We start from the raw sequence: 20,678 nt of genomic DNA on the forward strand, positions 1-20,678 counted from the left end.
TACGGCAACGTAAGTATGGCAGCGCCCCACCCCCCGGCAAGACCCGCGACGCCGCGTCCGCTGTGCGGACAACCTGCCCGGCCATCCGACCGGGCCACCTATCCTTGGTCCGTCGGACAGCGCGGTCCGCCCCAGTAGCGACGCTCGAAACACTGCAAGGAGCCGCACCTGTGAGCAGTGCTGACCAGCCCACCCCCAACGCAGAGCTGCGCGCGGACATCCGCCGCCTCGGCGACCTCCTCGGCGAGACCCTCGTCCGCCAGGAAGGCCCGGAACTCCTCGACCTCGTCGAACGCGTACGCGCCCTCACGCGCACCGACGGAGAAGCCGCCGCCGACCTCCTCGGCAACACCGGCCTGGAGACCGCAGCCAAGCTCGTCCGGGCCTTCTCCACCTACTTCCACCTCGCCAACGTCACCGAACAGGTGCACCGAGGCAAGGAACTCCGCGCGCACCGCGCCGCCGAAGGCGGCCTCCTCGCCCGCACCGCGGACATGCTCAAGGACGCCGACCCCGACCACCTCCGCGAGACGGTCAAGAACCTCAACGTCCGGCCCGTCTTCACCGCACACCCCACCGAAGCCGCCCGCCGCAGCGTGCTCGGCAAGCTGCGCCGCATCGCAGCCCTCCTCGAAGAGCCCGTCAGCGGCGCCGGCGACCGCCGCCGCCACGACCTCCGGCTCGCCGAGAACATCGACCTCATCTGGCAGACCGACGAACTCCGCGTCGTCCGGCCCGAACCCGCCGACGAGGCCCGCAACGCCATCTACTACCTCGACGAACTCCACGCCGGAGCCGTCGGCGACGTCCTCGAAGACCTCGCCGCCGAACTCCAGCGCGTCGGCCTCGAACTCCCCACCGGCACCCGCCCCCTCACCTTCGGCACCTGGATCGGAGGCGACCGCGACGGCAACCCCAACGTCACCCCCGACGTCACCCGCGACGTACTGATCCTCCAGCACGAACACGGCATCAGCGACGCCCTCGAACTCATCGACTACCTGCGCTCGCTCCTCTCCAACTCCATCCGCTACACCGGAGCCACCGAGGAACTCCTCGCCTCCCTCCAGGCCGACCTCGAACGCCTCCCCGAGATCAGCCCCCGATACAAGCGCCTCAACGCCGAAGAGCCCTACCGCCTCAAGGTCACCTGCATCCGGCAGAAGCTCCTCAACACCCGCCGCCGGCTCGCCCAGGGCACCCCCCACGAAGAAGGCCGCGACTACCTCGGCACCGCCGAACTCCTCGCCGACCTCACCATCGTCCAGACCTCCCTGCGCGAACACCGCGGCGGCCTCCTGGCCGACGGCCGGATGGACCGCACCATCCGCACCCTCGCCGCCTTCGGCCTCCAGCTCGCCACCATGGACGTACGCGAACACGCCGACGCCCACCACCACGCCCTCGGCCAGCTCTTCGACCGCCTCGGCGAGGAATCCTGGCGCTACGCCGACATGCCCCGCGACTACCGGCAGAAGCTCCTCGCCAAGGAACTCCGCTCCCGCCGCCCCCTCGCCCCCACCCCCGCGCCCCTCGACGCCGCCGGCGCCAAGACCCTCGGCGTGTTCACCGCCGTCAAGGACGCCTTCGAGAAGTTCGGCCCCGAAGTCATCGAGTCCTACATCATCTCGATGTGCCAGGGCGCCGACGACGTCTTCGCCGCCGCCGTCCTCGCCCGCGAAGCCGGCCTCTTCGACCTCCACGCCGGCTGGGCCAAGATCGGCATCGTGCCGCTCCTGGAAACCACCGACGAGCTCCGCGCCGCCGACGTCATCCTCGACGACATGCTCGCCGACCCCTCCTACCGCCGCCTGGTCTCCCTCCGCGGCGACGTCCAGGAGGTCATGCTCGGCTACTCCGACTCCTCCAAGTTCGGCGGCATCACCACCAGCCAGTGGGAGATCCACCGCGCCCAGCGCCGCCTCCGCGACGTCGCCCACCGCTACGGCGTCCGCCTCCGCCTCTTCCACGGCCGCGGCGGCACCGTCGGCCGCGGCGGCGGCCCCTCCCACGACGCCATCCTCGCCCAGCCCTGGGGCACCCTCGAAGGCGAGATCAAGGTCACCGAACAGGGCGAGGTCATCTCCGACAAGTACCTCGTACCGGCCCTGGCCCGCGAGAACCTCGAACTCACCGTCGCCGCCACCCTCCAGGCATCCGCCCTGCACACCGCCCCCCGCCAGTCCCCCGACGCCCTCACCCGCTGGGACGCCGCCATGGACGTCGTCTCCGACGCCGCCCACGCCGCCTACCGGCGCCTCGTCGAAGACCCCGACCTCCCGGCCTACTTCTTCGCCTCCACCCCCGTCGACCAGCTCGCCGACCTCCACCTCGGCTCCCGGCCCTCCCGCCGCCCCGACTCCGGCGCCGGCCTCGACGGCCTCCGCGCCATCCCCTGGGTGTTCGGCTGGACCCAGTCCCGGCAGATCGTCCCCGGCTGGTACGGCGTCGGCTCCGGCCTCAAGGCACTCCGCGAAGCCGGCCAGGAAGACGTCCTCGGCGAAATGGGCCAGAACTGGCACTTCTTCCGCAACTTCCTGTCCAACGTCGAAATGACACTGGCCAAGACCGACCTGCGGATCGCCCGCCACTACGTCGACACCCTCGTCCCCGACGAGCTCAAGCACGTCTTCGAACTCATCGAGACCGAACACGCCCTCACCGTCGCCGAAGTCCTCCGCATCACCGGCGGCGAAAAGCTCCTGGACTCCAACAAGGTCCTCCAGCAGACCTTCGCCGTCCGCGACGCCTACCTCGACCCCATCTCCTACCTCCAGGTCTCCCTCCTCGCCCGCCAGCGCGCCGCCGCAACCGCCGGCGAACCCGCCGACCCCCTCCTCGGCCGAGCCCTCCTGCTCACCGTGAACGGCGTCGCCGCAGGCCTCCGCAACACCGGCTGACCCCACCCGCACGACACACGGGAAGGCCCCCGCACCGAAACCGGCGCGGGGGCCTTCCCCGTCCCACGAGACACACGCGAACTCAGGAGTTGTACGCCGACTGCGCCCGCTCCAGACCCTCCAGCACCAGACACTCCACCGCATCCGCCGACCGGTCCACGAACCAGTCCAGCTCCTTGCGCTCCGTGGAGGAGAAGTCCTTCAGCACGAAATCCGCCACCTGCATCCGGCCCGGCGGACGCCCGATCCCGCACCGCACCCGGTGGTACTCCGCACCCATCGACTTCGTCATCGACTTCAGCCCGTTGTGCCCGTTGTCCCCACCGCCCAGCTTCAGCCGCAGCGTCGCGTAATCGATGTCCAGCTCGTCATGGACCGCCACGATCCGCTCCACCGGCACCTTGTAGAAATCACGCAGCGCCGTCACCGGACCACCCGACAGGTTCATGAACGACATCGGCTTCGCCAGCACCACCCGCCGGTTCGCCGGCCCCGGAGGACCCATCCGGCCCTCCACCACCTGCGCCCGCCCCGACTTGTGCGCCTTGAACTTGCCGCCCATGCGCTCCGCCAGCAGGTCCACCACCATGAACCCGATGTTGTGGCGGTTGCCCGCGTACTCGCCACCGGGGTTGCCCAGGCCCACGACCAGCCAGGGAGTCGTCGCGTCCGTCGCGCCATCCGCCATCAGAAAGAACTCCTCGAACAAGGGACGACCGCCGCCCCGCTCCAGTGGAGCAGGACGGCGGCCGGTTGCACAAACGGTCGAGCCGGGGAGGATCAGGCCTCCGCGGACTCCTCGCCCTCGGCGGCCTCGGCGGCGGGCTCCTCGGCCTGCGCGGCCAGGACCTGCAGGACGACGGCCTCGGCCTCGGTCACCAGGGTGACACCGGCGGGCAGCTTGACGTCGGACGCCAGAACCGAAGCACCGGCCTCCAGGCCCTCCACCGACACGGTGACGGACTCGGGCAGGTGGGTGGCCTCGGCCTCGACCGACAGGGTGTTCAGCACGTGCTCCAGCAGGTTGCCGCCGGCGGCCAGCTCGCCCTCGGTGACGACCGGAACCTCGACCGTGACCTTCTCGCCCTTGCGGACGGCCAGGAAGTCCACGTGCAGCAGGTCACGCTTGATCGGGTGCTTCTGGACGGCCTTCGGGATGACCAGCTCGGTGCCGTCGCCCGCGATGTCCAGGGAGATCAGGACGTTCGGGTTCTTCAGCGCCATGAACAGGCCGTGGCCCTCGACGGACACGTGCTTCGGGTCCTGGCCGTGACCGTAGATGACACCCGGAACGACCTTGTTGCGACGGGCCTCACGGGCACCGCCCTTGCCGAAACGGGTACGGATCTCGGCGGAAAGCTTGACCTCGGACATGCTCACTCCTCGTGGGGTGACGAAACGGACAGGGTCACCCGGCCACGAAACGGCCTGCTACGAAGAGCGCGTCGATAACGGAGCGCCACACACAAGAGTGCGGCCTCCCTCGCCGAGCAACTTCACGAGTCTACCCGGCGCGGAGGCCGCACCTCAAAACGATCTAGCAGAACGTTTCCTCAGTGATCAGCACACGAGGAAACAACGCCCTACTGCTGCTCCTCGAACAGCGAGGTCACCGAACCGTCCTCGAAGACCTCACGCACCGCACGAGCGATCATCGGCGCGATCGACAGCACCGTGATCTTGTCCAGCTCCAGGTCCGACGGGTCCGGCAGCGTGTTCGTGAACACGAACTCGCTCACCTTCGAGTTCTTCAGACGGTCCGCAGCCGGCCCCGACAGGATGCCGTGCGTCGCCGTCACGATGACGTCCTCCGCACCGTGCGCGAACAGCGCCTCCGCAGCCGCACAGATCGTGCCACCCGTGTCGATCATGTCGTCGACCAGCACGCACACCCGGCCCTTGACCTCACCCACGACCTCGTGGACCGTCACCTGGTTCGCGACGTCCTTGTCACGCCGCTTGTGCACGATCGCCAGCGGCGCGTCCAGCCGGTCACACCAGCGGTCCGCCACCCGCACACGGCCCGCGTCCGGAGACACCACCGTCAGCTTCGACCGGTCCACCTTCGCGCCCACGTAGTCCGCCAGCACGTTCAGCGCCGACAGGTGGTCCACCGGACCGTCGAAGAAGCCCTGGATCTGGTCCGTGTGCAGGTCCACCGTCAGAATCCGGTCCGCACCCGCCGTCTTCAGCAGATCCGCCACCAGACGAGCCGAGATCGGCTCACGGCCCTTGTGCTTCTTGTCCTGACGGGCATACCCGTAGGACGGCACGATCACCGTGATGGAACGCGCCGACGCACGCTTCAGCGCGTCGATCATGATCAGCTGCTCCATGACCCACTTGTTGATCGGAGCCGTGTGGCTCTGGATCACGAAGCAGTCCGCGCCACGGGCCGACTCCTCGAAACGAACGTAGATCTCACCGTTCGCGAAGTCGAAAGCCTTGGTCGGCACGAGGTCGACGCCCAGCTGGTGCGCAACCTCCTCGGCCAGCTCGGGGTGGGCGCGGCCGGAGAACAGCATCAGCTTCTTCTCGCCGGTCGTCTTGATCCCGGTCACAGCACAGTCTCCTCAGACGTGTTGAAAAGCACTCGCCCCCATGTGCGTCCGTCCCGCACACGGTGAGCCAGCCGAATTGCGTGCACCTACCACGGTACGCCGTCCCAGGCGCACCTGTTTCCGGTCAGTTGTCGGCCGAGTCCGAATCGCCCGCCGACTGAGCCGCCTGCGCAGCCGCACTTCCCGGACGCTTCCGGGCCACCCAGCCCTCGATATTCCGCTGCTGGCCACGGGCCACGGCCAGCGCACCGGGCGGCACGTCCTTCGTGATCACCGAGCCGGCAGCGGTGTACGCGCCGTCCCCGATGGTGACGGGAGCCACAAACATGTTGTCCGAACCCGTCTTGCAATGTGAGCCGACGGTCGTGTGGTGCTTGTGCTCACCGTCGTAGTTCACGAACACGCTCGCCGCGCCGATGTTCGTGTACTCGCCGATCGTCGCGTCGCCCACGTACGACAGGTGCGGCACCTTCGTGCCCTCGCCGATCGTCGCGTTCTTCATCTCCACGTACGTGCCGGCCTTGGCCTTCGCCCCCAGCACCGTCCCCGGACGCAGATACGCGAACGGACCCACGCTCGCCGAATCCCCGACCACCGCCGTGTCCGCCACCGTGTTGTCCACCCGCGCGCCCGCACCCACCCGGGTGTCCTTCAGCCGCGTGTTCGGACCCACCTCGGCACGCTCGCCCACGTGGGTGGCACCCAGCAGCTGGGTACCGGGGTGCACCAGCGCGTCCTGGCCGAAAGTCACCGTCACGTCCACGAACGTGCTGCCCGGGTCGACCACCGTCACGCCCGCCAGCATCGCCTGCTCCAGCAGCCGCGCGTTCAGCAGCGCCCGCGCCTCGGCCAGCTGCACCCGGTTGTTGATCCCGAGGATCTGGCGGTGGTCCGTACCGACGGCCGCACCCACCCGGTGGCCGGCCTCGCGCAGGATGCCGAGCACGTCGGTGAGGTACTCCTCGCCCTGGCTGTTGTCCGTACGGACCTTCTTCAGCGCGTCGGCCAGCAGGGCCCCGTCGAAGGCGAAGACCCCGGAGTTGATCTCCTTGATCGCGCGCTGGGCGTCGGTGGCGTCCTTGTGTTCGACGATCGCCTTCACGGCGCCGGACTCGGAGTCGCGGACGATCCGGCCGTAGCCGGTGGAGTCCGGCACCTCGGCGGTCAGCACGGTGACGGCGTTGCCGTCGGCGTCGTGCGTGGCCGCGAGCTGCCGCAGGGTCTCGCCGGTCAGCAGCGGGGTGTCGCCGCAGACCACGATCACGGTGCCGTCGACGCTGCCGCCGAGCTCCTCCAGGGCCATGCGGACGGCGTGCCCGGTGCCGTTCTGCTCGTACTGCACGGCGGTGCGGACCTCGGCGTCGATGCCGGCCAGGTGTGCCTGCACCTGCTCGCGGGCGTGCCCGACGACCACGACGAGATGAGTGGGGTCCAGCTCACGGGAGGCGGCGACGACGTGACCGACGAGCGAACGCCCGCAGATCTCGTGGAGGACCTTGGGAGTGGCCGACTTCATGCGGGTGCCCTCACCCGCTGCGAGTACGACGACGGCTGCCGGGCGGTTGGCGCTCACGGGTGTGCCCTTCGGCTTCGGGGGTGGACGCACGAAGGATACCGGGGCGTTAAGCGGCGTAAACGAGTGCGGGCCCCGACTGTTAAGTCGGAGCCCGAACCGCCACTTGCTCCCCTGCAAGGATTCGAACCCTGACATAAGGCACCAAAAGCCTCAGTGCTGCCATTACACCACAGGGGATGGCAAACCAGACCGAATCGGACATTTCGTCACTTGGTCGAGCTGACGGACCCAACTATGCCGCACCAAGTGCCTTCGATGCGACGGTACAAGTCGGAGTCGGCGGCAACGCGGACGATCAAGCATCCGGACCCAGGAGATCGGTTCAGGGTCTGTCCGCTGCGTACATCCGGCCGGTCGGCAATCTCGCGGCGGCTGAGGCCCCCGCGGCGGAGGGTGACGGCCTGGGCTCGCATGCCCTCGAAGTCGGCGTATTTGCTCATGGCGTCAGGATCGTCCGGAATGTGTGATTCGGGTCTCGATGGGTGGGTGATTCAGTCGTCCGTGCGATTACCGGTCGTTCGCCGGAATTCCGTTCGCGTGTGCGCAGGGGGTCTTCCGTAGGCTGGGCGGTATGACCAATACGGGGGAACGAGAAGGTGGAGAGGGGCGGGCCGGGCCTCTCTGGTGGGGGCGGCGGGGGCAGGCCGTGCTCGATGTGGGGCTCGGCGTGCTGTCCGCCGTCGAGTGCGGGTTCGAAGGGATCCTGTTCGCGCGGGAGGCGCATCTGCCGACCGTTGTCGGGGTGCTGTTCGGGGTCGTGGTGGGGGCCACGCTCACGGTGCGCCGGCGGTGGCCGATCGCCGTGGTGCTGGTGTCGCTGGCGGTGTCGCCGGCGGCGATCGGGTTCGTGCTCGGGGTGGTGTCCCTCTACACCCTCGCCGCGAGCGAGGTGCCGCGGCGGATCACCGGGCTGCTGTCGCTGCTGTCGCTCGTCGCGACCTTCGCCGTGATGTACGTGCGGACCGAGGGCGACGTGGAGGCGAGCGGCACCTTCGTGGCGGTGCTGTCGGTGTGCATAGCGTTCGCGCTGACCGCGCCGCCGGTGCTCTACGGGCTGTACCAGGGGGCGCGGCGGCGGCTCATGGAGAGTCTGCAGGAGCGGGCCGATTCGCTGGAGCGGGAGCTGGGGCTGCTGGCGGAGCGGGCCGAGGAGCGGGCGGAGTGGGCGCGCCGGGAGGAGCGGACGCGGATCGCGCGGGAGATGCACGACGTGGTGGCGCACCGGGTGTCGCTGATGGTGGTGCATGCGGCTGCGGTGCAGGCGGTGGCGGTGCGGGATCCGGAGAAGGCGGCGAAGAACGCGGCGCTGGTGGGGGACATGGGCCGGCAGGCGCTGACGGAGCTGCGGGAGATGCTCGGGGTGCTGCGGGCGGTGGAGAAGAAGGTGGAGAAGCCGGTTTCCGTGGCTGTCGCGGCCGTGGGGGTGTCCGCCGCGCCGGTGCTGGTGGCGGGTGTGGAGGAGGGGCCGTCGCTGGGGGAGCTGGAGGCGTTGGTGGGGCAGTCGCGGGCGGCGGGGATGGCGGTGGAGCTGGTGGTGCACGGGGAGGGTGCGGGGTATGCGGCGGAGGTGGAGCAGACGGCGTACCGGGTGGTGCAGGAGGCGTTGACCAATTGCCACAAGCATGCGCCGGGTGCGGAGGTCGTCGTACGGCTGGCGCACCGGGGTGAGGAGGTGGCGATGCAGGTGGAGAACGGTCCGTGGGACTGCGAGGCGGCGGGGGCCGGGTTGCCGAGCGGGGGCAACGGTCTGGTGGGGATGCGGGAGCGGGTGCTGGCGCTGGGCGGGGTGTTCGTGTCGGGGCCGACGGATGCGGGGGGTTTCCGGGTGTCGGCGGTGTTGCCCGGGGCGCGGTCCCGAGGGTGACTGCGGGTGCGGATCCGCTGTCCGTGTTGGTGGCCGGCTCGGGCTGAACGTGCCGCTCGGTCAGCCGGAGCAGGTGCCTTCGCTGATCGCACGCGAGATCGCTGCCGAGGTGCGCGGCGAACGCGCGGATCTCCCCCGCGGTCCCCTGGCCGTCCGGCTCCCGCTCCGGCAACCGGCGCTTCGTTGTCCGGTGGTGGGGGAGCGGCTGCCGTGGCTGGGCTCCGGCTAGGTTCCGCTCTCCGTGCGGAGGCGGATCGGCTGGAGGCCGGTGAGGAGGGCGGTGAGGGCTTCGTCGATGCTGCCGCCGAGGTACCAGTCGCCGGTGTGGTCGACGGAGTAGACGCGGCCGTCGGCGTCGAGGGCGAGGTGGGAGGTGCCGTCGGCCTCGACGCCGAGGGGGCAGAGCTGGGTGGAGAGGGCCCGTCCGAGGTCGGCGAAGGTGCGGGCGAGGTGGAGTCCGCTGAGGGGGTCGAGGCGGACGGGGGTGGGTGCTATCTGGCGGCCGGGTCCGGGGGCGGTGATGGTGAGGCCGCCGAATTCGGCCCATGCCTCGACGGCGGCGGGGAAGACGGTGTGGCGGTGGCCGGCGGGGGTGGTGTGGTCGCGCAGTGCGTCGGCCCAGTATTCGGCCTGCTTGATGTCCCAGCGGCCGGGTTGCCAGCCGGCGGTGCGCAGGGCGGTGTCCACCGTGGCCGGGAAGCGGGTGGCGGAGGACCGGTCGTAGGAGGCGGAGGTGGCGGTCATCACTTCTCGGGCTGGGTGAGGTCGACGGGGCGGATGCCGAAGTGGGCGAGGAGGGCGTCGCAGGAGCGGCAGGGTGGTGCGTAGGTGCCGTGCAGCGGGTCGCCGTCTTCGCGGATGCGGCGGGCGGTGATGCGGGCGTTCTTGAGGGAGCGGCGTGCTTCGCTCGCGGTGAGGGGTTTGCGGGAGGCGCGTTTGCTGCGGGAGCCCTCGACGGTGGTGAGGTGGCGGGAGAGGAGGATGGCTTCGGGGCAGCGGCCGGTGAAGCGTTCCCGCTGGCTGCTGGTGAGGGTGTCGTGGAAGTCCTGGACCAGTGGGTGGAGCGTGGGGGGCTGGTCGCCCTTGCCGGCGGTGCCGGTGAGGGTTTCGCCGCGGACGGAGAGGGCTGCGGCGATGGTGGGGAGGATGCCGTCGCGGCGGAACCGGAGCACGGGTGCGGCGGTGCCGTCGGTGCTGCTCCAGCGGAGCCGGGGGTCGCCGGAGGCGGCCGTGTGGCCGTGTGACGGTCCGTTCCGTGTTGCCGTGTTCTGCATGTCGCGTTTTCCCTCCCGTGGCGGCGGTGGTGTCGCCGTCGCGTACGCCGCCGTGCCGCGGGGACAGCCTGCCAAATGTCCTCATGGGTGTGGAAGCGGGGTCGAATATTCGTATCAATTCGGATGTTCCGGGGCGCGTGGCGGGGGTGGGGGTCGGGGGAGTCGGGGCCTCTTGCGGGACCGCATAGGCTGTGCTGAACCAGCCAGATCCAGCAGGGGGCTACCGCCATGACGACAGGTCGGCTCGGGCAGCAGGCCCCGCCACCCAATGCCGCGTACGCCGGGCAGGTCGTGCACTTCCCGGACCCGGTCCGGGCGGCGCGGCATCCCCAGGGCGTCCGGATGGACGGCAACGGGCATCCCGATTTCGCGCCGTACGCGCGGGCTGCGGTGGAGATCGCCGAGCCGCCGGAGGGTTTCGGTGTCGACGAGCTGCGGCTGACGGACTACGTGTCGGCGAACGCGGCGATGCGGGCGGCCGGGCACGAGCTGTGGGACACGGTGGGGCCGGTGGCGACTCCGCACGGCTGGACCTGGCACCACGCTGCGGGGACGCGGCGGCTGGAGTTGGTTCCGGTCGAGGTGAAGGCGTTGCTGCGGCACCATGCGGGTCTGGTGACGGCTCCGGTGGACCACGAGAAGCGTGGTACGCGGCCGCTGCAGGAGGTGCGTCCGGTGCATCTGGGGCTGCCGAAGTCGGTGGTGTCGGTGTCGGAGCAGCAGGTGCAGGGGGTCGAGGAGGACCTCGGGTACCGGTTGCCGGAGGCGTACCGGTCGTTCCTGAAGGCGGCGGGTGGCTGCGCTCCGGTGGGTGTGGGCCTGGACGTGGATCTGGGGCTGCTGGTGGACCAGCCGTTCTTCACGGTGCGTGAGGAGGCGGCGGTCAATGACCTCGTGTACGTGAACAAGTGCCTGCGGGACCATCTGACGAAGGACTACCTGTGCGTGGCTTTCGCGCAGGGTGGTCTGGTCGCGCTGAAGGTGCGGGGTGAGGGTGCTCCGGTCGGGTCGGTGTGGTTCTCGCCGTACGACGATGCGCGTGACCGGGACGGCTGGTCGGTACAGGAGCGGGTGGAGCGGCTGTTGCTTCCGTGTGGTGCGGATTTCGACTCCTTCCTGGAGCGACTGGCCGGTAATCCGGCGGAGTTGGAGACGGTGGCCGGTCTGATGGTGGACGGCGGATTCGCGCGCTCGGTTCCCGTGTCGACTCCGTCCGTGGAGGGGTGAATCGCGTCGTGGTGACGTTCGCGCAGGCGCAGGAGCGCGCCGAGGAGTGGATCAACGGGGACGTTCCCGCGTATCAGCACCGGGAGGTGCGGGTGCGGGAGTTCGGCCTGGGTTTCGTGGTGTGGGCGGAGGACCGTGCGGCGGGTCCGGTGTCGGGGGGTGGCCGGCAGCGGCTGGTCATCGCGCGGGACAGCGGTGAGGTGACGTTGTGGCCGGGGTTGCCGGTGGGTGAGGTGATCCGCCGGTACGAGGAGGAGTACGGGGCTGCGGCGCAGGCGGGTGCGGGGCAGGAGGCTTCGGTGCCGCCGCCGCGGATCGATTCCGAGCAGACGTCGTTCATGCTGAGTCCGCCGGAGTGGCTGCGGGAGGCTGCTGCTGTGGCCACCGGTCAGGATTCGGGTCCGGACGCGGGTTCGGGGCCGGGTGCGGCTGCGGGCGTGCCGGACGCGGGTGTGCCGGGTTCCGGTGGTCCGGCCGGTGTGCCGGACGGTGGTGTGCCGTCGGCCGTGCCCGGTGCCGAGCCCATGGGCGTGGGCGCGGGTTCGGGTGCGGGTGCAGGGGTGGGCGCGGGTGCGCCGGCCGGGGACGGTGTGCCGTCGGGGGCGACCCCGTGGGCCGGGATCGATGTGAACCCGGGGGCGGACGACGCGTCGGTGCCGCTGCCGGCGACCGTGTTCGCGCCGCCGCTGTCGGGGTCGGACCTGGAGGACGAGGGTCCGGTGTCCGGGGTGGAGCCGGAGGCGAAGACGGCCCTGATTCCCGGTGGCAGCCGGCTGCCGCGTACGACGGTGGCGCCGGTCATCGACCTGATCGGGTCGGCTCCGGGTGGCCCTGCCGCGCCGGCGCCCGGCCCCCGGCCCGCGGCCGGGCCCGGTGCGGCGGACATCGCCGATGCGCCGACGGGCAAGGCCGAGGCGCCGCGGCGGCCCGCTCCGGCTCCGGCCGGTGGCGGTCTCGACCATGCGGCGACGATGCTGGCCCATCCGGGTGGTCCCGGTGCTCCGCAGCCGCCCGGTCCGCCCGGTCCGCCCGGAGCCCCGGGTGCCGCGGGTGCGCCCGGTGCCCCCGGTGCGGGGCAGCCGCCCGCGCCTCCCGGTCCGCCCGGTGCCCCCGGTGGTTCCCTCGGTGGCGGTCTCGATCATGCGGCGACGATGCTGGCGCACCCGGGTGGTCCCGGTGCTCCGCAGCCGCCCGGTCCGCCGGGCCCGCCCGGGCCTCCTCCCGCGCCCGGTGCGCGCGGGGGCGGGCAGCCGCCCGCGCCTCCCGGTCCGCCCGGTGCCCCCGGTGGTTCCCTGGGTGGCGGTCTCGATCATGCGGCGACGATGCTGGCGCACCCGGGTGGTCCCGGTGCTCCGCAGCCGCCCGGTCCGCCCGGGCCTCCCCCTGCCGCGCCCGGGGCTCCCGGTGCGGTCGGCGGTTCGCTCGGTGGCGGGCTGGACCATGCCGCGACCATGCTGGCGGGTCCGCCCGTCGGCGGGCCGCCGGCTCCTCCCGGTCCGCCGCCCGGCCGTGGTCCCGTACCGCCGGGTCCCGCGCAGTCCGGCCCCGTACCGTCCGGTCCGGGTCCGGTCCAGCAGCCCGGGGTACCCACGGTCGGGCCCGGCTACCAGGCCGTGCTGCGCTACCGCGCGCCCGACGGTTCCGAGCAGCAGATCATCCGCCGCTCGGCGCCCGGTACGCCGCATCCGGAGTGGCAGATCCTGCACGAGCTGCGCGCCATGAACGTGCCGCCGCAGCAGGTGCTGGAGCTGCACACCGAGCTGGAGTCCTGTGAGCTGCCCGGTGGTTACTGTGCGCGGATGATCCGGGACACCTGGCCCCAGGTGCGGATCACCAGTGTGGCTCCGTACGGTCAGGACCACGCGGGCCGGCAGGCGGGCATGCGGCATCTGCTGACCCATCAGGGTGAGTTGCACCAGGTTGCCGACGGTCCGGCGCGGCCGGCGCCGGTGCGGGTGCCGCTGCCGCAGGTTCCGCTGCAGCCGGCGATCCCGATGGAGGCGATCGGGCAGGAGCTGGCGGGTGCTTTCGGCCCGCAGGGCGTGTTCCGGTTCGACCAGCGGGCGGTGTCCCGGCAGGGGGTGCCGGAGATCGTGGCGCACACCCTGGTGGTGGCCGGTCTGCCGGCGGACTTCGGGCCGTTCTTCTGGGCGCAGGCGGTGCCGGGGCAGCCGGTGCCGACGCTGGCGGAGCTGGCGGCGCAGCGGCAGGTGCAGCCTGCCGTGGACGCGGGTTCGTACCTGGTGGTCGGCAGTGACTTCGGCAAGGCGCTGTGCGTGCAGTACGGCACGGCGCACATCGTGGCGGTGCCGGTGGAGGGCGGGCCGGGCGGTGCTCCGGTGCCGCCGCAGTTCGTGAACTCAAGCCTGCCGCAGTTCGTGCGGTCGATCGCGATGCTGGGTCACATGTGGCGGCTCCGGCAGCATCTGACGCCGGAGCAGGCGGGTCGCTGGACCGTCGATTTCCAGGCGAACCTGGCGGGTCTGGACAGTGCGGCGCTGGCCTCTCCGGAGAGCTGGTGGTCGGTGCTGCTGGAGCAGATGTGGGACGGGCTGCTGTGACGGGCCGCTGATCGGCGGCCGTGCGGTGCCGGTGGCCGGCGGCCGTGCGGTTCCGTGACCGGCAGCCGTGCGGTGCCGGTGTCGTGCCGGTGTGGTGCTCGTCCGGATGGCCGGGCCGGGACTCCGAACCAGGGGTCCCGGCCCGGCCATTCCGGCTTCTGACCGCAAATGGCGCATCCTTGTCGGGAATCCCCGCGAGAGAGGCGCTTCCAGGATGAGTGCACCCATGTCACCTCAACCGCACGGCTTCACGACCGTCCGGGGCCGTGGTTACCGCTCGGACCAGGTCGACCGATATCTCGCCCGGCTGTCCGGGAGCCGGGACGAGGCGTGGGAGCGGGTGGCCCGGCTGACCGTGCTCGCCCGGCAGATGGAGGTGGAGGCGGAGCGGCTGCGCGAGGTGGTGTCGGCGCTGCGGCCCCAGACGTACGACGACCTGAGCGAGCGGGCCCGGCGGATCCTGGCGTTGGCCGAGGAGGAGGCGGAGGTCCTGCGGATGGAGGCCCGGGTGGACGCGCAGGGTGCGCTCGCGGCGGCGGACTCGCATGCGGAGCGGGCGGAGGAGCTGGCCCGGTCGGATGCGGAGGCGGTGCGCGAGCAGACGGAGGTGCGGGCCCGGCAGGGGTTGTTGAGAGCCCGTCAGGAAGCGGACGCGCTGCGGTCGGAGGCCAGGGACGAGGCCCTGGCGTGGCGGGCGGAGGCGCAGGCCGGGCTGGAGGACGTACGGCGGCGGGCGGACGCGCTGCTCGACGGCCAGGAGGCGCAGCAGCGGGAGCGCCGGGACGTGGCGGAGCGGGAGTGGGCGGTGCGGGGCGAGGAGCTGCAGGCCCGGCTGGCCGAGGCGGAGACGCATGCGGAGGCGCGGCTGGCGGAGGGGCGGCGGGCGTTCGCGGAGGCGGAGGAGGCGGCCCGGCACGGCCAGGAGGACGCGGAGGCGAGGGGTGCGGAGCTGATCGCGGAGGCGCGGGTGCGGGAGGAGCGTGTGGGCCGGGAGACGGAGCGGGTGTTGCGGGAGCATGCGGAGGCGCAGGAGGAGATGCGTGCGCACATGAACCACGTGCGTTCCAGTCTGGCGGCGCTGACCGGGCGCCCGGCCCCGGCCGACGGACTGTAGGGCGGCCGGGTCTCGCGGTTCCCGGAGCTTTCGCGACCCTCGGGGCTCCGGGGGCGGGGGCTCCGGGCGGCCCTTGGGGCTCAGAGGTTCTCGGCGAGGAAGGCCGCGATCGGCGGGGCGATTTCCGGGAGGTGGGTTTCCAGGGCGAAGTGGCCGGCGTCGTCGAAGAGGTGGAGCGCGGCGTCGGGGAGGTCGCGCAGGTACGCCTTGGCGCCCGCCGCGGTGAAGAAGGGGTCGCCTGCGCCCCAGAGGACCAGCGTCGGCGGCCGGTGCTCGCGCAGCCACGCCTGCCAGACGGGGTAGAGCTCGACGTTGGACCGGTAGTCGAAGGCCAGGTCGGTCTGGGCGTCGGCGCGGCCGGGCAGGTCGAGGAAGTACTGGTCGAGGGCGGGGGCGGCGGGGTCGAGGCGGGTGGGGTCGGCGAGCCCGGCCTCGTACTGGAAGCGGGTGCCGGCGGGGGTGAACAGGCCGCGGATCGCGTCCTCGTCGCCGGGGACCTCGCGGCGGCGGGCGATGAGTTCGCGGGCGCCTTCGGAGAGGCCGTCCTCGTAGGCGTTGCCGTTCTGGACGATGAGGCCGGTGATCCGCTCGGGGTGGCGGGTGGCGAGGCGGAGGCCGACGGGGGCGCCGAAGTCGAAGACGTAGAGGGCGTACCGGTCCAGGCCGAGGGCGTCGGTGAACGCCTCGGTGATGTCGGCGAGCCGGTCGAAGGTGTAGGTGAAGCCGGCGGGGGCCTCGGTGTGGCCGAAGCCGGGGTAGTCGGGGGCGATGAGGCGGTAGCGGTCGCCGAAGGCGTCCATCAGCCGGCGGAACTGGTGGGAGCCGCTGGGGAAGCCGTGCAGGAGGAGCAGGACGGGGGCGTCGGCGGGGCCGGCCTCGCGGTAGAAGACGCGGACTCCGCCGGCTTCGACGGTGGCGTGGCGGTGCCGGACGGGAAGGATCTCGCTCATCACATGCCTCCTTGGGCTTCGGTGGCATTAGCTTCGCCGATCATGGCTAACGGGTCAAGTGATTCCGTTAGCATTAGTCGGGTGACAGTGAACGAGACCGACACCGGGACGGCTCCGGCGGCCCCTGCGGCTCCGGCGGCGGCCTTCCCCCTGATCGGCGAACCGCTCGCCCTGGACCTGCTCAACACCCGGCCCGCGGCGGCCGGGGACCTGATCGCCGGCCCGGCCGGCCTGGCGGCCTGGCTGCACGGGCAGGGCGGCCGGCTGACCCCGGTCGCGGAGGTGGGCGCGGCCGAGCTGGCCGCCGTACACGCCGTACGGGAGGCCGCGGACGGTGCGCTGAGCGCGGCGGTACGGGGTGAGCGGCCGCCGGCGCGGGCCCTGGAGGCCCTGAACGCGGCGATGGCCGCGGCGCCCGCGCACCGGGAGCTGGTCCGGGAGGAGGGCGGCCTGAGGTCGGAGCGGGTCCGTGCGGGCGCGCCCGCGGAGCGGCTGGCGGCCGAGCTGGCGGAGGCGGTGGCGGACCTGCTCACCGATCCCAGGGTCACCTCGGTGCGTGCCTGCGAGGCGGAGGACTGCGTACTGCTCTTCCTGCCCGCCCATCCTCGGCGCCGCTGGTGCGTGGCCTCGGCCTGCGGCAACCGCGCCCGGGTTGCGCGCTATTACGCCCGCCACAAGGGGGATCAGGTGCAGACGGTGACCGGGAGCCGGGCGGAGGAGCGGCCGGAGACCACGTCGTAGGCCACGGCGTAGGCGCGTACGGGTGCGGTGCCGGCGGCGGAGCAGTCGCCGCGGTCGGTGCGGATGCCGAAGCTTCCTCCGGGGAAGCCGGCGTGCGGGGTGCCCTTGACGGTGGCCGTCCACAGGACGCGGTCGTCCTTGGCGGCGCGGACGGCGAGCCGGATCCGGTCGAGGTTGTAGCCGGAGCCGTTGAGCTTGAGCATCGGCTGGTCGGCGCCGCGTTCGCAGTCGCCGCCGGGGTCGCAGGTGGTCTCCCTGTGCCAGTTGCCCGCCCACAGGCGGAGGGAGACGCGGCGGTCGGCGGCCCTGGCGTTGTCCTCGCGGGCGCGGTCGCGGACGCGCGGTTCGACGCACACGGTGTCGCCGGGGTACGCCTCGCGCCAGACCCGGCCGGGGGCGCACTCCTTCGAGCCGAGGCCGGTGGTGGTGTCGGAGCGGACGTTGTCGGCGCGGACCTGGTCGCGGACGGCGGGTTCGACGCAGACGTGGTCGTCGGGGCGGGCCTCGCGCCAGACGAAGCCCTCCAGGCAGGTGTCGGGGCCGTGGTCGCCCGAGAGGGTGACGATGTCCTCGGATCCGGATCCGGATGCGGATCCGTCGGTGGCGCCGGGCCGGGCGGGGTCGGGGTTCTCCTGGGCGGTGGAGGCGGCGGACGGGGCGGCTCCCGGCTCGGGCGCCGGACCGGTGCAGGCGGCACCGCCGGCCGCCAGCACCCCGGCGAGGAACACGGCGGCCGCCGTACGTCCGGCCCGGCCTTCTCTGCGATCCACGGCTGACTCCCCCCGCAGTGTCCGCCGCCTTCTCCGCGAGGCGGCCGGGCACGGGCGGAGACGCGGGCCCCCGCCTACCGGTTCCCGGCGGGCTTCGCGGGACTGCCGTCCGGGGCCGGGCGCTGCGGTCCGACGGCGGCCTCCGGGGCGGTGGCCGGGCTCGCGGTGGCGGAGGCGGCGGCGGGCGTGAAGGCGTACGGGTCGCTGCGCAGGCCCGTGGTGGTCACGACGACGGCCTGGGGACCGGTGAGGGTGCCCGGCCGGTCCACGACGAGCCGGCCGCCGTCGAGGCGGGCCGGGACCCCGGTCTCGTTGAAGGTGACCACCGAGGCGTCCTGGAAGCCGCCGCCGGACAGGGTGACCGGGCCGCCGGGGGCGTCCTGGCGGACGTCGGTGATGACCGGGTTGGGGCGGCCGGCCATCTTGTTGAGGAGGTAGGCGCCGGCGGGTGCGCCCGTCAGTGCCCAGATCTGCCCGGGGAGCCGGGGGAGGCCGTCGCCCACGTCGCCGAGGAAGAAGACGACCACGTAGGCCATGGTCACCAGGCTGAGTGCGACGTACTGGAGGTCGACCAGGTCGGTGCGGCCGCTGTCGTTCGCGATCAGGTCGCGGACCGGGCGGGTGGCGGGGGCGTCCGTTCCGGCGGCGGGCGCGGGGCCCGGCTTGGTCAGGGAGCCCTGCTGGATGCGCATCCCCACGACGGCCTTGGCCGCGATCAGTGCGGCGTAGGGGCCGCCGAGCAGGGGCAGGTAGACGGTGGTGAGCGGGTCGAAGGGGCCGTCGGGGGTGCGGTGGAACCAGGCGGTGCCCTCGCCGGAGAAGACGCCGTAGCCGAGTATGACCAGCAGCAGCCAGACCAGCAGGACGGTCCAGGCGAGGGCGAGGGTGGTTGACGTCGACAGGCGTCCGTCGCGGCCGGTGATGAAGGCGGGGTTCCTGCGGAGGCGCAGGGCGACGGGGCCGGCGAGGGCGGCGAGCGCGAGCAGCGCGAAGAAGGCGGAAAGCAATTCGGGTCCCCCGGTGGTGAGTCGGCGGGGTGGACGCGGACCTGCGCTCCGCCCCGACCAACGGTGTACCGCTTGGCCGGGTCCATGACAACGCAGCCACGCCCTGCGGGCCGCAGACGGTGAGATCCGCTGCGCGGTGCCTCCCCCACCCCACCCCTTCCCGAAACCGGGGGCTCCGCCCCCGGCCCCCCTGCCTGGAGGCTCCGCCCCCGCCCCCGCCGTTGGGGCTTCGCCCCCACACCCCCGACCTGCTGTGCCCCGCCAGGGGCGCGGGGAACTGCGCGACCGGCCGGCGGACTGCGGGTCCGCCGCCGCCGGCTGGGCCGCGGCGGGCCCAGCCCCGCCGGCCCGGCGTGCGTCAGGAGCGGGGTTCCGCCGGCAGGACCGGGAAGCGGCGGGGTGCCGCCAGGAGCAGGATGAGGAACGCCGCGAGTGCCGCGGCCGCCGCGCCCAGGTAGACGTGGTCCACCGCGCTGGTGACCGCCGCCCGGAGGTGCGCGGAGGCGGCCGCCGTGAGGGAGTCCGGGTGTTCCAGGGCCCGCGAGACCTCGTCGAGGTGGGAGGGGAGCCCCGGCACCGGCGCGTCGGCCAGCCGGGCCGCGATCGTCGCGTTGGCGATCGCCCCGAACAGCGCGGCGCCGACGCTCTGGCCGACCTGACGGCAGAACAGCACCGACGCGGTGGTCTGTCCGCGCTCCGCCCAGCCCACCGTCGACTGCACCCCCACCATCAGCGGCAGCTGGAACAGGCCCAGGGCGGCCCCGAGCGCCAGCATCAGCAGGGCCGGCTGCCAGGGCCGCGCGGGGTGGGGGAGGAGCGGGAAGGAGGCCAGGCAGAGGAAGCCGAGGCCGACACCGAGCGCGGCGGTGTTGCGGAAGCCGATCCGCCGGTAGACGTGCTGGCTGAACGCCGCCGATATCGGCCAGCTCAGGGTCATCGCGGACATCACGAAGCCCGCGCCGACCGGGTCCAGGCCGAGCGCGGACTGGGCGTACGTGGGCAGGAACACCATCGGGGCGACCATCAGCAGGCCCAGCATGGCCATGGCCAGATTGACCGCGGCGATGGTGCGGCGGCGCCATACCCAGCCCGGCAGGATCGGTTCCGCCGCGCGCCGTTCGATGTGGACGACGACTGCGGCGAGGACCGCGCCCGCGCCGAACAGGCCGAGGGAGGGAGCCGACAGCCAGGGCCAGGCGACGCCGCCCTGGACCAGCGCGAACAGCACCAGCCCGCCGCAGGCGAAGACCGCGAGCGCGCCCGGCCAGTCGATCCGCGCGGCGGCCCCGGCCCACCGCCCGCCGGACGCCGTACGTGCCGCGGCGCGGGCCGGCTCCCGCAGGTGGCGGGCGGTCAGCCAGACGGCGAGGGCGCCGACGGGCAGGTTGAGCAGGAAGATCCAGCGCCAGTCGGCGTAGGAGGCGAGGAGTCCGCCGAAGGCCGGGCCGGCTATCGAGGAGGTGGCCCACACGGTGGACATCCGGGCCTGGATCCTCGGGCGCTCCCTGAGCGGGTACAGGTCGGCGGCCAGGGTCTGCACGGTGCCCTGGATGGCTCCGCCGCCGAGGCCCTGAAGGACGCGGAAGGCGATCAGGGCGGCCATGTTCCAGGCGGTGGCGCAGCACAGCGAACCGAAGAGGAACAGGCTCATCCCGGCCAGCAGGACGGGCTTGCGGCCGAAGGTGTCCGAAAGCTTGCCGTAGACGGGGAGGGTGACGGTGACGGCGAGCAGGTAGCCGGCGAACAGCCAGGAGAAGACGGAGAAGCCGCCGAGGTCGCCGACGATCTGCGGGACGGCGGTGGCGACGATGGTCCCTTCGAGCGCGACGAGACCCATGGCCAGCATGAGCGCGGCCACCAGGGCGCGCCGCGGCCGCCCGCCGCCGTCCCCGCCGTTCGCGCCCGCCTCCGGGGCCGCGCCCGCGCCCGCGTCCGCGGCGGCGGCACCCGTGTTCTCGCCCGACCCCACCGTGATCCTTTCACTGTGCACGCAACTCCGCGGAACACCTTCTCACCCGGCCCCGGCCGGGCGGTATCCCCCAGGCGTCCTCCCCCGCAGGGGGGAGGACCCCTAGGGGTAGGTCCTCACATCGGGCCAGGGGTCTTTCGTCCCGGCGGAGGACGAGAAAACGG

The 20,678-nt window shown here is 72.5% G+C and carries 16 protein-coding genes and 1 tRNA gene; 6 read left to right on the plus strand and 11 right to left on the minus strand.

What is annotated here, in order from left to right; genetic code table 11:
* Positions 1-170: 170 nt before the first annotated feature.
* Positions 171-2,900, plus strand: coding sequence for a phosphoenolpyruvate carboxylase (ppc, locus tag AB0O36_RS13800; RefSeq protein WP_365108673.1), 2,730 nt, complete (start codon positions 171-173; stop codon positions 2,898-2,900).
* Positions 2,901-2,982: 82 nt separating this feature from the next.
* On the opposite strand, the gene pth is transcribed toward ppc, so the two are convergent.
* From pth to AB0O36_RS13825, 5 genes are all read right to left on the minus strand, one after another.
* A complete protein-coding gene (pth, locus tag AB0O36_RS13805; RefSeq protein WP_365108675.1) occupies positions 2,983-3,588 on the minus strand; it encodes an aminoacyl-tRNA hydrolase in 606 nt (201 codons plus the stop codon).
* 92 nt (positions 3,589-3,680) lie between these two features.
* A complete protein-coding gene (locus AB0O36_RS13810) occupies positions 3,681-4,274 on the minus strand; it encodes a 50S ribosomal protein L25/general stress protein Ctc (protein WP_365108677.1) in 594 nt (197 codons plus the stop codon).
* A 209-nt stretch (positions 4,275-4,483) separates the two neighbouring features.
* Complete coding sequence (locus AB0O36_RS13815) at positions 4,484-5,461, minus strand: ribose-phosphate diphosphokinase (RefSeq protein WP_219667467.1); 978 nt, start codon at positions 5,459-5,461, stop codon at positions 4,484-4,486.
* A gap of 124 nt (positions 5,462-5,585) precedes the next feature.
* Entirely contained in the window at positions 5,586-7,034 is a 1,449-nt protein-coding gene (gene glmU, locus AB0O36_RS13820) for a bifunctional UDP-N-acetylglucosamine diphosphorylase/glucosamine-1-phosphate N-acetyltransferase GlmU (protein WP_365108680.1), read from the minus strand.
* A gap of 109 nt (positions 7,035-7,143) precedes the next feature.
* Positions 7,144-7,214, minus strand: a tRNA-Gln gene (locus AB0O36_RS13825).
* A gap of 394 nt (positions 7,215-7,608) precedes the next feature.
* On the opposite strand from AB0O36_RS13825, the gene AB0O36_RS13830 reads away from it, so the two are divergent.
* Positions 7,609-8,901 carry a histidine kinase gene (locus AB0O36_RS13830; RefSeq protein ID WP_365108683.1) on the plus strand — a complete coding sequence of 431 codons (1,293 nt, stop codon included), beginning with the start codon at positions 7,609-7,611 and terminating at the stop codon, positions 8,899-8,901.
* Between the two features lie 225 nt (positions 8,902-9,126).
* On the opposite strand, the gene AB0O36_RS13835 is transcribed toward AB0O36_RS13830, so the two are convergent.
* A complete protein-coding gene (locus tag AB0O36_RS13835; RefSeq protein WP_365108685.1) occupies positions 9,127-9,645 on the minus strand; it encodes an SUKH-3 domain-containing protein in 519 nt (172 codons plus the stop codon).
* Complete coding sequence (locus AB0O36_RS13840; protein ID WP_365108687.1) at positions 9,645-10,175, minus strand: YwqJ-related putative deaminase; 531 nt, start codon at positions 10,173-10,175, stop codon at positions 9,645-9,647. Before AB0O36_RS13840 ends, AB0O36_RS13835 begins: the two co-directional genes overlap by 1 nt.
* Positions 10,176-10,403: 228 nt before the next feature.
* Between AB0O36_RS13840 and AB0O36_RS13845 the strand changes: the two genes are divergently transcribed.
* From AB0O36_RS13845 to AB0O36_RS13855, 3 genes are all read left to right on the plus strand, one after another.
* Positions 10,404-11,402, plus strand: a complete 999-nt coding sequence (locus AB0O36_RS13845) for an SMI1/KNR4 family protein (protein WP_365108689.1) — start codon at positions 10,404-10,406, stop codon at positions 11,400-11,402.
* Positions 11,403-11,410: 8 nt separating this feature from the next.
* Positions 11,411-13,963: an SUKH-4 family immunity protein gene (locus tag AB0O36_RS13850; RefSeq protein ID WP_365108692.1), complete on the plus strand. Its 2,553-nt coding sequence runs from the start codon at positions 11,411-11,413 to the stop codon at positions 13,961-13,963.
* Positions 13,964-14,189: 226 nt separating this feature from the next.
* Complete coding sequence (locus AB0O36_RS13855; RefSeq protein ID WP_365108695.1) at positions 14,190-15,077, plus strand: cellulose-binding protein; 888 nt, start codon at positions 14,190-14,192, stop codon at positions 15,075-15,077.
* An 80-nt stretch (positions 15,078-15,157) separates the two neighbouring features.
* On the opposite strand, the gene AB0O36_RS13860 is transcribed toward AB0O36_RS13855, so the two are convergent.
* Complete coding sequence (locus tag AB0O36_RS13860; protein ID WP_365108698.1) at positions 15,158-16,027, minus strand: alpha/beta hydrolase; 870 nt, start codon at positions 16,025-16,027, stop codon at positions 15,158-15,160.
* Positions 16,028-16,108: 81 nt separating this feature from the next.
* Here AB0O36_RS13860 and AB0O36_RS13865 point away from each other — a divergent pair, with 81 nt between their 5' ends.
* Complete coding sequence (locus AB0O36_RS13865; RefSeq protein ID WP_365108701.1) at positions 16,109-16,768, plus strand: CGNR zinc finger domain-containing protein; 660 nt, start codon at positions 16,109-16,111, stop codon at positions 16,766-16,768.
* Here AB0O36_RS13865 and AB0O36_RS13870 read toward each other — a convergent pair.
* The 3 genes from AB0O36_RS13870 to AB0O36_RS13880 all read right to left on the minus strand — a co-directional run bounded on the left by AB0O36_RS13870 (position 16,711) and on the right by AB0O36_RS13880 (position 20,535).
* Positions 16,711-17,538: a hypothetical protein gene (locus AB0O36_RS13870; protein WP_365108704.1), complete on the minus strand. Its 828-nt coding sequence runs from the start codon at positions 17,536-17,538 to the stop codon at positions 16,711-16,713. The genes AB0O36_RS13865 and AB0O36_RS13870 overlap by 58 nt on opposite strands.
* A gap of 74 nt (positions 17,539-17,612) precedes the next feature.
* On the minus strand, positions 17,613-18,545 hold the full coding sequence (locus AB0O36_RS13875; protein WP_365108706.1) for a hypothetical protein: 933 nt from the start codon (positions 18,543-18,545) through the stop codon (positions 17,613-17,615).
* Between the two features lie 358 nt (positions 18,546-18,903).
* A complete protein-coding gene (locus AB0O36_RS13880; RefSeq protein ID WP_365108709.1) occupies positions 18,904-20,535 on the minus strand; it encodes an MFS transporter in 1,632 nt (543 codons plus the stop codon).
* Between the last annotated feature and the right edge of the window lie 143 nt (positions 20,536-20,678).

The sequence above is a fragment of the Streptomyces sp. NPDC089799 genome, from assembly GCF_040684755.1.
Lineage (GTDB): Bacteria > Actinomycetota > Actinomycetes > Streptomycetales > Streptomycetaceae > Streptomyces.

Coding starts and splice junctions, on each gene's coding strand:
- pth (WP_365108675.1), bottom strand. CDS start 3,588: ATGGCGGATGGCGCGACGGACGCGACGACTCCCTGGCTGGTCGTGGGC.
- AB0O36_RS13810 (WP_365108677.1), bottom strand. CDS start 4,274: ATGTCCGAGGTCAAGCTTTCCGCCGAGATCCGTACCCGTTTCGGCAAG.
- AB0O36_RS13830 (WP_365108683.1), top strand. CDS start 7,609: ATGACCAATACGGGGGAACGAGAAGGTGGAGAGGGGCGGGCCGGGCCT.
- AB0O36_RS13835 (WP_365108685.1), bottom strand. CDS start 9,645: ATGACCGCCACCTCCGCCTCCTACGACCGGTCCTCCGCCACCCGCTTC.
- AB0O36_RS13840 (WP_365108687.1), bottom strand. CDS start 10,175: ATGCAGAACACGGCAACACGGAACGGACCGTCACACGGCCACACGGCC.
- AB0O36_RS13845 (WP_365108689.1), top strand. CDS start 10,404: ATGACGACAGGTCGGCTCGGGCAGCAGGCCCCGCCACCCAATGCCGCG.
- AB0O36_RS13855 (WP_365108695.1), top strand. CDS start 14,190: ATGTCACCTCAACCGCACGGCTTCACGACCGTCCGGGGCCGTGGTTAC.
- AB0O36_RS13860 (WP_365108698.1), bottom strand. CDS start 16,027: ATGAGCGAGATCCTTCCCGTCCGGCACCGCCACGCCACCGTCGAAGCC.